Source organism: Bifidobacterium miconis (assembly GCF_019331735.1).
Lineage (GTDB): Bacteria > Actinomycetota > Actinomycetes > Actinomycetales > Bifidobacteriaceae > Bifidobacterium > Bifidobacterium miconis.
Window position 1 is genome coordinate 1 of record NZ_JAHBBH010000022.1, and the last position, 13,853, is coordinate 13,853.

Here is a 13,853-nt window from a genome sequence, read left to right on the forward strand (position 1 = left end):
GTATCCATGCACCAGTCAACAAGCGACGACATGTAAACCATGCCCCAACACACCCGTCAACCATGCCCCAAGACATACCGTCAACCATGCCCCGACACATGCGTCAACTATCCGCTAAGACTAGACATCTCCAAAAATCGAAATATTTGGTGTCTTTGTCCCCACATTTCCAGAAGTGGGGACAAAGACACCACGTGGAGGCGGATATTCGGCGGTTATTGGTGTCTCCGTCCCCACATTCCGCTTGTCCGGTCCCGTCCATTCCGGCCTAGCCGGGGTCAGAAGCTGAGCACCTCGACCTTGCCGGTGGTGAGCTGGTAGCGGGCGCCCACGATCATGAGCCGATCGTGCGCGAGCGCGTCCTGAATCACTTCGGAGCGCGTGACCAGTTCCTCGATCGTATGCGCGACGTGCACGCGCTCGAAGTCCTCGTGCGCGTCCAGTTCGGCCTGCCGCGCCTGCCATACGGACATGCCGACCGTGCGCAGCATGATCGACTCGGCCTCGGCGATGCGCTCGTCCAGACTGTCGATGCCGTCCGCGGCCTCGAGCGAGCCGGCCGCGTCGTCGGTCGTCGCCGCGATCATGTCGTCGAGTTCGCGCGCGGCCGTGTCGATCGCGCCGCAACCCTCGTGTCCGAGCACGACGAGCAGACTGACGTGCAGCTTGCTCACGGCGTACTCGAGCGTCGCGAGCACCGCGTCGTCGATGATCTGTCCGGCGGTGCGCACGGTGAACAGGTCGCCCAGTCCGGCATCGAAGATGATTTCCGGCGGTACGCGCGAATCCGAGCACGACAGTACGGCCGCGTCCGGATTCTGCCGGTCGATCAGCGACTCGCGCGTGGTCTTGTCCTGCCACGGATGCTCCGGCTTGCCCTCGGCAAAACGACGATTGCCGGCCAGCATGCGACTCCACGTTGCGTTCGCCGTCGACTCTTCAGCCATATGTGTACCTCCAAAGGTTGATTCGGCTCCCATATTACCGTGCGGGAGGGCGCGCGGTTTCGCCGTGAGGGCAGGTACGGATTGATGCGGGCGTGCACGGGCAGACGCGGTCCCGCGTGCGGCCGCGGCGCGAGGCGACTGGCCGCGGCGCAGGGCGGCTGATATTGCGGGGCAAGGTGACTTGCCGCGACGCTGTGATTATCCTCATAGCGTTCGCGGCATGTTCGCCCTGCGCGGCGAACGCGATTCGGGATAGGATGAAATCGGTTTGTCGTCACCGATTTCAGAAAGGAACAATGATGACTCTTCTGCAGCACGAGCTCACCGATTTCAAGGTTCAGGCGTTCCAGAACAACGAATTCCACGAGGTGACCAAGGCCGACGTGCTCGGCCACTGGTCCGTGTTCTTCTTCTACCCGGCCGACTTCACGTTTGTGTGCCCGACCGAGCTTGAGGATCTCGCCGCCAAGTACGAGGACTTCAAGAAGATCGGCTGCGAGATCTACTCCGTCTCGACCGACACGCACTTCGTGCACAAGGCGTGGCACGACGCGAACGAGAAGATCGCGAAGATCCAGTACCCGATGCTCGCCGATCCGACCGCACTGCTCGCGCGCGACCTCGACACCTACAACGAGGCGGACGGCATGGCCGAGCGCGGCGACTTCATCGTGAACCCTGAAGGCAAGGTCGTGGCGTACGAGGTCATCTCCTCCAACGTCGGCCGCAACGCCGACGAGCTGCTGCGCCGCGTGCAGGCCTCGCAGTTCGTGTATGAGCACGGCGATCAGGTCTGCCCCGCCAAGTGGCAGCCGGGCGAGGACACCATCGAGCCGAGCCTCGATCTGGTCGGCCTGCTCTGATCGTTATGTATCTCGGCTCCCTCGGCTGAGGGAGCTGTCGCGGCCGATAGGCCGTGACTGAGGGAGCGTACGCGGTATTGCCTTCGTAACTACGGAACGCGATGGGTGTGACGCTCCCCCAGTCAGCTATCGCTGACAGCCCCCTCAGCCGAGGGGGCCAAGTTATATGTGAAGGAGTTTTTTGGATGACTGACAATCAGGATCTCTACGACGTGGTGGTGATCGGCGGCGGCCCGGCGGGACTCACCGCGGGCCTGTACCTCGCGCGCGCCCGCTACCGCGTGCTCGTGCTTGAGAAGGACGATTTCGGCGGGCAGATCACCATCACCAACGAAGTCGTGAACTACCCGGGCGTCGGCCGCACGACCGGCCGCGCGCTCACCCAGACCATGCGCCAGCAGGCGCGCGATTTCGGCGCGGAGTTCCTCTCTGCGGAAGCCACCGGACTCGACGTCGACGGCGACGTCAAAACCGTGCACACCACGCGCGGCGACCTGCGCACCTTTGGCATCGTGCTCGCCACCGGCGCCTCCCCGCGCAAGCTCGGCTTCGAGGGCGAGGCCGAATACGCGGGCCGCGGCGTGGCCTACTGCGCCACCTGCGACGGCGAGTTCTTCACCGGCCGTGAAGTGCTGGTGATCGGCGGCGGATTCGCCGCGGCCGAGGAATCCGTGTTCCTCACCAAATACGCTTCCAAAGTCACCGTGCTCGTGCGCGAGCCGGACTTCACCTGCGACGCGTCCGTCGCGGCCGAGACGAAGAACAATCCGAAGATCGAAGTGCGGTACAACACGGTGCTCGACGGCGTGACCGCCGGTCAGGGCGGCCTGCGCGAGGCGACGATCCGCAACGTCTCCACCGGCGAGACGGAGACGTGGAAGCCGGCAGACGACGGCACGTTCGGCGTGTTCGTGTTCGCCGGATACGTGCCCGCGACCGAGCTCGTGCGCGGCGTCGTCGAACTCGACGATCACGGCTACGTGGTCACGCACGGCTATCTCGAAACGTCGGTGCCGGGCGTGTACGCGGCCGGCGACCTGCGCGTCAAGAACCTGCGTCAGGTCGTCACCGCGACCGCCGACGGTGCGATCGCGGCCGTCGAACTTGAACGGTATGCCAAGTCGATGAGCGAGAAGACCGGACTCGTGCCGCCGCGTCCGACCTCGAGCGCGTACGAGCAGGCCGAAACTGATGCGGCCGCGGACGCGGGCGCCGCAGCAAACGCCGGCACGACGCCCGCCCCCGCGCCGGTCAAGCGCAGCACGGATGCGGCCGCGGCCGCCGCGCAGACCGCCAAGCAGCCCGGCGAACTGTTCTCCGCCGCGATCAAGCAGCAGCTCGGCGTCGTCTTCGGCCGCATGACCCGGCCGGTCACGCTTGCGCTGGAACTGGACGACACCCCGCTGTCCGCGGAATTGCAGGGATTCATCGGCGAAATGGTCGCGCTGTCCGGCGGCAAGCTGAACTCGGTCGCGATCGACGCGGCCGGACTGGTCACGGCCGTCGACGGCGAAAGCGCGCCGACGTCGCTGGTCGTCGGCGAACCGGCGGAGATCGTGCTGCCGGACGGCGCCGGCGACTCAGGCGACGGTAGCGCCGCCGTACTGCCGACGTACGGCACGCTCGACGACTCCGGTCGTGCCGAGTTCGATCCTGCCGGTCTGCTGCCGGGCGCGCGTCCCGCCGTGCGCCTGTGCGTCCTTGGCGATGATGATCGCCTGACGTTCACCGGTCTCGCGTTCCACGGCGTGCCGAGCGGCCACGAGTTCAATTCGTTCGTGCTGGGACTGTACAACGCGGCCGGCCCGGGCCAGCCGTTGGATGACGATCTGCGCGAGCGTGCGGAGGCGGCAAGCCCGACCGACATCATGATCCTGGTGTCGCTCACCTGCACGATGTGCCCGGAGACGGTGCTCGCCTCGCAGCGCATCGCGTCGCTCAACCCCGGCGTGCGGGCGGAGGCGTACGACATCTCGCACTTCCCCGAGCTCAGGGACCAGTACGGCGCGATGAGTGTGCCGTGCATCGTCATCAACCGCGGCGGCGCGGGCGGCGAGCAGAAGGTCGAGTTCGGCAAGAAGAGCGTGCCGCAGATGCTCAGCCTGATTGGGGCGTAGGCGGGCTGGTCGGCCCGATTGGTCGGCTACTTACGGGCATGGCCGGTTCTCAGGATTGTTCATCAGAAATCCCGGGAACCGGCCATGTTCTGTTTTCGGACGCAAGGCGCGCCATTCCGTCGATCGCGTTTGTGCGGTTGTCGCATAATGTGCGGTTTCTGGTTCCCGGGATTTCATCGGGATTTCATCGCCCAATCCCGGGAACCGGCGCGCTCAGTGCTGCCGCCCCGCCCGCTTGACCAAGGTCGCGCTCGCCAGCGCCACCACATACAGCACCGTGATCACGGGGATCAGCGCCGCGTACCGATGCGCCTGATCGGGCGCATGCGTGACCACGAACGACGCCAGCTGATTGCCGCTCAACCCCGCGAACGCCCAGGCGCTGAGCGTCAGGCCGTGCGTGGTCGACACGGTTTTCGTGCCGAAATGCTGGTCGAGCAGCACCGGCAGTGTGGAGAAGCCGCCGCCGTAGCCCGCGTTGACGAGGAACAGCATGGCCAGCACCGCCCACAGCAGGGCGTTGTCGATGCTGTTGAGTGCCACCTGCAGCAGACACACCGCGATCGACATGACGAAGATGATCTGATACACGCTTTCGCGGCGCTTGAGATGGTCGGAGATCGTGGAGAAGCCGATGCGGCCGGCCGCATTGAATACGGCGTCCACGGCGAGCACGAGACCGATGACGCCCGCGATCGCGGCGGCCAGCTCGCTCTGGCCAAGGCCCGCGTACTGCGGGAACGACTGCAGCACGTCGTGCAGGATGTCCTTCTCCTGGCTGATGAGCGCCAGGCCGCAGGTGATGTTGAGATAGAACGCGATCCAGATGCCCCAGAACACGGGCTTGGTCAGGATCGTGCGGCGGCTGACGTGCGAGGTCGCCGGATCGTAGACCCAGCCGGCCGGACGGCGGATGAGCAGGAATCCGACGAACATCATCACCGCATAGATCGCGGCGAGCACGTAGAACATGTTGACCAGTCCGATCGTGCCGATCAGCCATTCCATGACCGGGCTGGCGATGGCTTTGGCCAGGCCGAACCCGGCGACCGCGATGCCGGTGGCGAGACCCTTGTTGTCCGCGAACCAGAGCATGAGGTTCTTGACCGGCGTCAGATAGCCGACGCCCAGACCGACGCCCATGATCGCGCCGTAGCAGATGAACACGCCCGGCAGGAAGTGCAGCGCGATGCTCACGCCGGTGCCGGCGAAGCCGACCACGAAGCAGATCATCGACACGAGCGCGGACCGCTTGATGTTCTTCTCCACCATGGGGCCTGCGAACGCGGCGGACATGCCGAGGAAGAAAATAGCGAGCGAGAACGCCCATTCCACCGAGGACGGGCTGGCGTGGAGTTGGTCGGAGATCAGCTGCTTGAACACGCTCCAGCAGTAGACGGTGCCGATCGGGATGTGAATCAGCAGTGCTGGGAGAATGGCGCTGGTCCAACGGTTCGTGGCGAGACGTGCCATGCGGCTGGGTCCTTTCGTGGCTGGCGATAATGGTGTCATATCAGCCGGTGCCGCAAGAGACTCCCGTCGCGCGCACGTCGCAGGACGCGTTCGTCGAGTGGGGGTTCGTCGTGCCCTGTCGCGCGATCATCCCGCGCGGGCCGCTCTCCCCTGTTCGAATATCCTTGGTGTGCGTTTCATCGGCGTTGCTGTCTCCTGTCGACGCCGACAATCAGCACTATACCGCCATTCCTGATATGCGACGCGCGTCCGCGCTCGGTGTATTGCGTGAGATTGTTCACATTGCCGGAGCGAACGTTGGAACGGTGATTGGGACGGTGATGCGTCACCCATGCATGCGAATGTATGCGGCGTGCTCGCGCAGATACTGACGCAGATAGGGAATCGCAAAGTCGACTTTGCCGTATCCGGCGTCGCGAATGACCTGCGCATCGATCAGTCGTGTGCGGTAGATGTTCGCGTACGCGAGATCCTTGCCCATCCGTTCGGCCACGGCGGACGTTGATGATGGTCCATCGTCTTGCGCCATCGCGAGCAGATATGTCTTGTCGATCGGCGAAAGCCCGTCGAGTTCGGGTCCGTGCATGGCGTCGCCGAGCCGGGTGAGTGCGTTCGCTATGCCTTCGCGGGCGTCGTTGGCGGTGACGATCATGCCTGATTCGCCGCGTTGACGTCGATAGGCGATGCGCCAGACGTGATATCCGACCAGTTGAATCATGAATGGATACCCATTGGTGGCGTTTGCCGCCATGCGTAGTGGTTCGCCGTCAAGTTCGATGCCCGAGTCCGCGAACGTATCGGCAAGTGCGTCCGAGACCTCCTGCAGTGGAATGTCACCCAGTTGTTCTGCCTGTGCGCGACGTAGAAATGTCAGAACTTCGTCATTGAGCCATTTGGAAGCGATGGTCGGCAGTCCGGCGAAGACGAACGCGATATTGCGTTCGTCTCGGATAAGATGTTGCACTGCGGTGGCGATGGCGACCATATCGTTGCGTTGCGCGGCTTGCGCTTCGTCGATGGTGACCAGCAGTCCGGCATGTTTGCGCTCCAGTACGTCGAGTCGTTGCCCGAACGTTTCTCTCAGCGTGAGCGGCATATGCTGCGATGATACATTGGCTTCGCCCAGACTGAGCCCGCCCAGTCCCGCAAGCGATACGGATGGTTTGAGCGAGAGACTGACCGCTGGCTTGTCCAATGGAGCAAGACGGTCAAGCAGACGCTGGCTGAGTCCGTCGGATGCGGTTTCGTCGATGACTTCCCATTTGCGTGCCTTGGCGATGCGTCCGAACTCGGTCAGTATGACGGTTTTGCCGACCCCGCGCGCTCCAGTGACGCGCATGAGACGGCCGGGGGCGCCGGGACCGTTATCAAGTCCCTCCTCAAAGTCCTCAATGATGTTGTCGCGTCCGATCAGAAGTGGCGGCATGCGTCCGGCGGTCGGCTTGAATGGGTTGGCAATGCGTGCTGACATATGGGTCGCCTCTCATGCTCGTGGTGCCGGATACTATACAAGTTATAAAAGAATATAAAACATTATAAAAGAATATAAAAGAATTGCCGTTGCGCGACTGTTCAGCGATCGCCCGCACGGAATGATGATCCATGGCTCGGGTTGGGTCAGTGCCGCGCCGTCCAGTCGTCGCGCAGCAGCTGGGCCATCGCGTCGGCGAACTTGGCGTGATTCTCGCCGTCCATGTGCAGCTTGTCGAGGTCGCTCGGCTCGGCGATCCGTGCGGCGTCGAGAAACAGGCAGTCCTGCCGTTCGGCCACGCGCCGGTACTCCCCCGCCAGCTGATGCGACAGTTCGACCGCGTGCTCGTCGAATCCGATGAACGGGCTGGATGCGATGCCCGGCTTGATGTGGATCGGCGAGACGACGACGATGCGCGGCGTCGGCGCCCCGCGATTGTCGGTGATCTTGACCTCGTGCACGAGCATGTCGAGCCCGGCTGCGATCACGCGTGCGTCGGCGTGGAACATGGCTTTCATGTCGTTGGTGCCGAGGCTGATGATGACGTAGTCGAGCGGACGGTGTGTGATGAGCGCGCCCGGCAGCGCCTCCAGCCCGTTGCGATGCGGTTCGACCGGATTGTCGAACACGGTGGTGCGTCCGCCGAGTCCTTCCTCGATGATGTACCAGTCGTCGCCGAGCAGTCGCTGCAACCGGCCCGGCCAGCGCACGTCGCGCGGATGACGCCCGCCTGCCGGATTCGATCCGTTCGTATTGGAATCGCCGAAGCACAGTACGTTGATCATGGCTGATATGTCTCCTTACGCTCGTCTTTTTGAGCTTATGTTTTTACCGCTTATCGTGTGCCGGCATGTCATGTTTTGCTGCCGGTGGGATAGGCGATATGTCCGGATGGCGTGCCGGTGCGTCGATTGTTTGTTCACCGCATGCCGTGTGATACGCGTGACGTGCGTGACGCGCGTGACGCGGCGGCACGTTCTGTATCGGAACGTTCCTGTCGATTGTATCGTGATATGGAAGATCATGCTCCATAAATGGCTTGATATGCGCTGAAATGTAGCCGATTTGTAAATCCGGAACGAACCGGGTATGGTGGACATACGCAAAGCAGGGAAAGGACACTGATGTCTCGACGCAATCATCGGCAGAACGAGCTGCCGCCGTTGTCATGGAAAGCCAAGCTCGGCTATTCCACGTTCTCGCTGTCATACGTCATGCAGACCATGATCGGCACATGGCAGCTGTTCTACTTCACCACATTCCTCGGCATCCCCGTCGCCGCCACCACGGCGCTCATCGCCGCAGGCAAGATCATCGCCTCGGTGATCGGCCCGGTGTGGGGGTATCTGTCCGACCGCATGTACGCCACCAAGCTCGGCCGTCGCATCGGCCGCCGCCGGTCCATCATGCTGATCGCCGTGCCGCTCAACGCGCTGTTCTACGCCATCATGTGGATTCCGGGGCTGCCGGTCGCCGCATACTTCACCTCCAGTCTGCTGTACTGGGTCTTCCTCGCCGGCCTGACTACGATCCAGTACGGTCTGCCGTCCGAAATGACCGAGGACTCCAGTCAACGCGCGCAGCTCGTCGGCATCAACCAGATCGCCGGCGCGATCGGCAGCACGTTCCTGTCGTTGTTCAACGTGTACCTGTTCATCCTCTGGGGCAAGGACACGTGGACCTCGTACTTCAAGATGGCCATGATCTACGGTGCTATCGGTGTGGGCGTGCTCGTCGTCGGCTTCTTCACCATCAAGGAGCGGCCATACGACGAGTCGACCGACGTGTCCGAAGCCGATGGCGGGACGACTGGTAACAAACTGCCGATCTGGCAGCGCATCGTCTCGATGATCTGGAATTTCGTGTCCGTGATGCGGGTGCGGGAATTCCGCAACTATCTCGGCCTGTATCTGTCCGAACAGTGTTTTCGCGCCATCCGCGGCACCATCAACACGTATTTCGTGATCTTCGTGCTGCTGCTCGATCCGCAGACCGTCTCGCTCGCCACCGGCGTGAACACCATGTTCGGCATCGCGTGCCTCACGTTCTTCATGTGGCTTACCGCGAAAGTCGGCGGCCCGCGCGCCTACCGGATCGGCGGCTTCGAGGTGATCGGCGTGTTCCTGTCGCTGTTCGTGCTGGCCATGTTCTCGTCCCAACTGTCGTCCGGCGCCAAGGCCGTCGCGTTCGTCGTGCTCGGCCTGTTCATGAACTTCGGCATCACCGGCGTGGTGAACGCGACGCAGTACACGTACACGTTCATCCCCGACGTGGATGAAATCATCACGTCCAAGCGGCGTGAAGGACAGTACGCGTCCGTCAACGCAACCATTGACGACATCTTCGCCGCGGTCGAGACGGTGCTCATCGGCTGGGTCTTGCAGGCGACCGGTTTCATCGAGGGCGCGCAGGCACAGCCGTCCGGCACGGTGACGGCCATCGCGGTCATGTACTGTCTTGCTCCGATCATGCTGTGTCTGCTCGGCATATTCTTCACCTACCGGCTCAAGCTCAACAAGGAGAACCACGGGCTGCTGCTGGCCGAGATCGCGCGGTTGCGCGAGGGCGGTTCGATGGCCGACGTCACGCCCGAGACGCGCGAACTGGTCGAAAGCCTCACGGGCATGCCGTACGAGCGCTGCTGGGGTCACAACAACGTGATCAACGTGGGCAATCGCGGATAGACTCCGCCTTCTCCTCATTGCGATACCGTGCAACGGTAGGCAATGCGGCAACCGCAGGCGAGACGGCAGTATCAACAAATGGCCGGTCCCTTCCCGAACGGAAGGGACCGGCCATTGCGTATCATGCGGCGACGTCAGCAATGCCGGCGACGTCAGCGATGTCACCGCGAGGCGACGAGCACGCGCGGGGATTCGTCCGGACCGTGGAACGCTCGCGTGAGCGCGCCGGGCTGTGTTTCGATGACCACGCGGTCGAGCACCATCGAGGCGTCGACGCGCGTGATCTCGAACGTGTTCCATCCGGCATGCACGCTGATCTCGAACGGCAGCGACTCATAGCCGCGGATGATGTTGCGCTCCCACACCTTGGTCAGCGAGTGACGGTTGCGGGATTCGGACCACACGTTGTTGCCCGCGATTTCCACCGGTGCGCCGCCATTCATGCTGACGGCGATCCGGCAGCCTCGAGCGGTGCCGTCGTCCTCGAATCCTTCGTTGAACGTAGGCAGCCGGTCGATGCGGCCCGCGTAAGCACCCGCCTGATCGAAGTACAGGTGGTACACGAGTTTCGCGCCGGCTCCGGGCAGGCTGATGCCGCGGTCGGGGAACGCCTTCATCGTGTCGCCGTGCTGTCCTTCGTGCTCGATGCGTTTCCAGCTGGACCCGTCCAGTCCGTCAATCACCTTCGAGGCGTGTTCGGCCTCGAATGCGAGATAGCCGTCGGCCTCGGCGTAACCGTAGTCGTCGGTGTCGTTCGTGGCCGGTGCGGGCCTGACGTCGTGCTTGGTCGCCGTAACGGCGAACGTTGCCACACGCTTGGATTCGCCCGCTACCGTCGTACCGCTGTCGCTGTACACCGCGATTTCGCCGGTCGACTTGCCGACTTCAACCGCCTGCCAGTCGACGGTGACGGTTATGCGCTGTTCGTCGGCAGTCGCGCCGGAATCGGCCGACAATCGTACCCACGATGGCGCGGTCGCATGCCATGTCACGGGTTCTGCCATGTCCTCGCGCGAGAAGACGTCGAAGAATCGCGTGTCGTCGGTGACGGCGCTGTCGAAGCGCAGCAGGCCGGAGCCGGTGCCGTCCTGTCCTTCCGCGGCCGCATCCACGCCTCGGCCGGCGGTCGGGATCGCCGGATACTGGTCGTCCTCAATCAGATCGTGATCGTCGCCCAAATGCGTGTCGTACTTGATGACGCCGGCCCACTTGCCGCCATTGAGCGCGTCGAGATAGTCGTTGCGATGCACGATCGCGTCCCGCGATTGCCGGGACAGTGCGATGTAGCGTCGGGTCGCGTTGACGCGTCCCTGCTTCGCCGCAAGCTGCGCTTTCCAGAAGTTCACGTATTCGCCGGCAGTGTCGGACGACGACAGCACGGCGTAGTACAGCTGCTCGAAGAACGCGGTGCGACGGGCCTCGCCGAGCGAGTCGGAGATGTCGCGCAGCTTGTCGCTGAGCGCGTTGCATCGGTCGAGCCAACGTTGCGCCTCGTCGCCGAATGCGGCCGGGTTGAACGTGAACTCGTTGAGATCGATGCCTGCGTTCGCGCCTTCCGGATTCAGGCTGGCGAGATTGAACCCGGGCTGGCGGATCGCGATGATCTGCTGGAATTCGTCGAACGCGTCGGCGAGCTGTCGTGCGGTGTCGTCGTCCACGCCCCAGTCGCGCTTGGCCAGCGGCGTGATGAACTGAGAACCGATCGTGCGGTCGGTGTAGCGGACGGGATCCCAGCCGAGTTTGATGAAGAATTCGGTGGAGATATCGGACAGCTTGATGTCGCCGATGTTGATGACCCATTGCGTGCGCATGCCGGTGTCCCACGCGCGGTGCATCTGCTCGCTCATCAGCGGCAGCTGCGAGCTGTTGAGCCAGGTGTTGTTGGTGGGGCGGCCCACATACGAGTTGTGGTAGTACACGCCCGAGCCGCCTTCGCGCGCCTGCTCGCCGCGGGTGGGCGTCTGACGCAGGAAACCGTAGTCGTCCTCGGCCCACATGAGCGTGATGTCGCGGTATTCCGGACGTTCCATGATCCTGTTGAGACCGTGGTTGTACACGTCGTTCATTTCCTTGTACGGGATGAGCACCTGCGGGATGCGCGAAGCCTCCTCCTTGCCGTACACCTCTTCGATGAGCGCTCGCTGGGTGGCGATGACGTCCTCCATGAACGCCACTTCCTTTTCGTCGCGTGTGGCGCCCGGATAGCGGTCGAGTTCGGCCACGTTGAACGCGCCGTCGTGGATGCCGCGAATGCCTACGGTCAGCGAGCACTCGCACCCCTTGTTGGTTTCGAGTCGTTCGCGCCAGTATTGGATCAGCGCCTCGCGGTTGAGCGTGAAATCGTAGGAGGCGCGCACGGAAGCGCCGCGCATGTGGAACTTCTCATGGTTCCGCTCGTACCACTGGTCCCATTCGCCCTCGTTGTTGCGCAGCAGGATTTCGCAGTGGCTGGAGCCCATGATGACGCCGTATAGTTCGGCCTCCCTGGCGTTGATCGGCACGCCGTCGGGGCCGAGTTCCCGATTGAACGCGACCGATTCGGGGTGCATGGCCGGCCACAGCAGGTTGCCGCGCAGGCGCAGCAGCAGTTCGAAGACGTGACGGTAGTAGTTGACGTCCGGCGCGATCTGCGGGTTCGGGAACTTCTTGCGATTCCAGTGGATGATCGACCAGTCCTCGTCGTTGATGAAGAAGCCGCGGTACGGTACGGCCGGGCCGAGCTCGACGCAGGCGTGCGTGTAGTCGACGTCGATGATCGGGCGCACGTCGATCGGTACGTCGCCCCACCAGAACCACGGGGATACGCCGATGCGCTCGGACAGCGCGTAGATGCCGTAGATGGTGCCGCGCGCGTCGCTGCCGGCGATCACGAGCGCATGGTCGACGCCGGGGATCGGATGGTCGACTTCCTTGAGTGCGAACGCTTCGGTGCGTGCGGTGATCTGTTTGGCTTCGTTGAACAGGCCGTTGGCGATGATCGTGTCGACGATCGCGCTGCGTCCGATGGCGCCGACGATGATGGCGCGTTCGATCGGCCGGGTACCGGCATCGGTCGCCGCGAGCTGATCCGGCGCGTCGAGGCTGATGAGTGCGGGCGTGGCGTCGGCGTCGGCCGCGTCGAGCCGGGCGGCCTGCGTCTGCTGGTCGTCGGCGAACAGGCTCTGCACGACGTGCCAGTCGATCGCGCCGGTGGTCATGGCGATGTCCTGCCGCAGATCCTGCGCGGCGCGCGTGATCTGCCGCCACGTGCGTTCGGCGTGGGCGTCGCACGCGGAGGCGTGATATGCGCCGTCGACGATGACCGGTGCGGCCGGCGCGATCGAGGTCGCCAAGGGCGTGCGGAGATATTCATAGATCTTCATTGATGCTTCCTTGTATTGGTGTTGTGGATACTTCTTTGTGACAAATCCACTACGAAACGCGGAACGTTCCGGGTGAATTTTGAAAACCATAATACAATGATTTATTATGTTTTGCGTACCGGCGTGTACGGGAATTGTCGTAAAATTCCCGTATTGTTCCGGGTCTGATATCACCCATACTGGTTCCATGGCTTCATGGAGGAAGGCACAGGCCGACGATGGCAGACGAAATTGGCGAAGGCGCATTCAAGGGCAAGCTCATGTTCTCGTTCGGGGACAGCATTTGCCATGGCCACTACTATCCCAAGTTCACGTTCCCCAAGCGCGTGGCCGAGCTGGAAGGCATGGACTATGTATGCCATGCGGTCAACGGCTCGACCATTATCGATTTCACCGAACCGGACTCCCCGTACCACGACACCACGCACCACATCCTGCGCCAAGTCAAGAACGCCGCGGCCGATCACGTCGATCCGGACGTGATCATCTTCGACGGCGGCGTCAACGACGCGGTCCACAACGACATCGACATCGTCGAGTTCGGCCGCATGTTCCGCATGACTGCGGAGCTCATCCGCAAGCGCTGGCCGAATGCGCTGACGGTCTACGTGACCGTGCACCGCCTGTGGAAGCGCGACTGGGACGTGCAGGTCGCGGTGTACGGCGAGGCCGTGCGCATCTGCGGCGAATTGGGCATCCCCGTGGCCAACATGTTCGAGGATTCGCCGATGGACACGCGCGATCCAGAAGTCGGCAAGACGCTGAGCTTCGACGAGGTGGATGCCGACGGCGAGCCGATCGTCGCCGGCAACGGCACGCATCCGTGCCCGGCGGCCGTCGAACGGTATTACGTGCCGCTCGTGCGCGAGACGCTGCACAATCCCACCGCGCATATTCCCGCGGTTCGCTGACTCCGTGCCGTCCGGTTGCGGCCGT

At 63.2% G+C, this 13,853-nt stretch carries 9 protein-coding genes; 4 read left to right on the forward strand and 5 right to left on the reverse strand.

Annotation, left to right across the window (positions count from 1 at the left end):
* Positions 1-278: 278 nt before the first annotated feature.
* Positions 279-947: a carbonic anhydrase gene (locus KIH79_RS08300; protein WP_219058955.1), complete on the reverse strand. Its 669-nt coding sequence runs from the start codon at positions 945-947 to the stop codon at positions 279-281.
* 299 nt (positions 948-1,246) lie between these two features.
* Between KIH79_RS08300 and ahpC the strand changes: the two genes are divergently transcribed.
* Both ahpC and KIH79_RS08310 read left to right on the forward strand, forming a co-directional pair.
* Positions 1,247-1,810, forward strand: a complete 564-nt coding sequence (gene ahpC / locus KIH79_RS08305; protein ID WP_214374871.1) for an alkyl hydroperoxide reductase subunit C — start codon at positions 1,247-1,249, stop codon at positions 1,808-1,810.
* A 185-nt stretch (positions 1,811-1,995) separates the two neighbouring features.
* Entirely contained in the window at positions 1,996-3,927 is a 1,932-nt protein-coding gene (locus KIH79_RS08310) for an FAD-dependent oxidoreductase (RefSeq protein WP_219058956.1), read from the forward strand.
* A gap of 213 nt (positions 3,928-4,140) precedes the next feature.
* Here KIH79_RS08310 and KIH79_RS08315 read toward each other — a convergent pair whose 3' ends face one another.
* From KIH79_RS08315 to KIH79_RS08325, 3 genes are all read right to left on the reverse strand, one after another.
* A complete protein-coding gene (locus KIH79_RS08315; RefSeq protein ID WP_219058957.1) occupies positions 4,141-5,400 on the reverse strand; it encodes an OFA family MFS transporter in 1,260 nt (419 codons plus the stop codon).
* Between the two features lie 325 nt (positions 5,401-5,725).
* Positions 5,726-6,871, reverse strand: a complete 1,146-nt coding sequence (locus KIH79_RS08320) for an ATP-binding protein (protein WP_219058958.1) — start codon at positions 6,869-6,871, stop codon at positions 5,726-5,728.
* A 146-nt stretch (positions 6,872-7,017) separates the two neighbouring features.
* The gene (locus tag KIH79_RS08325; RefSeq protein ID WP_219058959.1) at positions 7,018-7,656 is read right to left on the reverse strand and encodes an SGNH/GDSL hydrolase family protein; all 639 of its coding nucleotides are present in this window, start codon (positions 7,654-7,656) and stop codon (positions 7,018-7,020) included.
* Between the two features lie 339 nt (positions 7,657-7,995).
* Between KIH79_RS08325 and KIH79_RS08330 the strand changes: the two genes are divergently transcribed.
* The gene (locus KIH79_RS08330) at positions 7,996-9,555 is read left to right on the forward strand and encodes an MFS transporter (RefSeq protein WP_219058960.1); all 1,560 of its coding nucleotides are present in this window, start codon (positions 7,996-7,998) and stop codon (positions 9,553-9,555) included.
* A 161-nt stretch (positions 9,556-9,716) separates the two neighbouring features.
* On the opposite strand, the gene KIH79_RS08335 is transcribed toward KIH79_RS08330, so the two are convergent.
* Positions 9,717-12,917, reverse strand: coding sequence for a glycosyl hydrolase 115 family protein (locus KIH79_RS08335; RefSeq protein ID WP_219058961.1), 3,201 nt, complete (start codon positions 12,915-12,917; stop codon positions 9,717-9,719).
* Between the two features lie 218 nt (positions 12,918-13,135).
* Here KIH79_RS08335 and KIH79_RS08340 point away from each other — a divergent pair, with 218 nt between their 5' ends.
* A complete protein-coding gene (locus KIH79_RS08340; protein WP_219058962.1) occupies positions 13,136-13,828 on the forward strand; it encodes an SGNH/GDSL hydrolase family protein in 693 nt (230 codons plus the stop codon).
* The last annotated feature ends 25 nt before the right edge of the window (positions 13,829-13,853 follow it).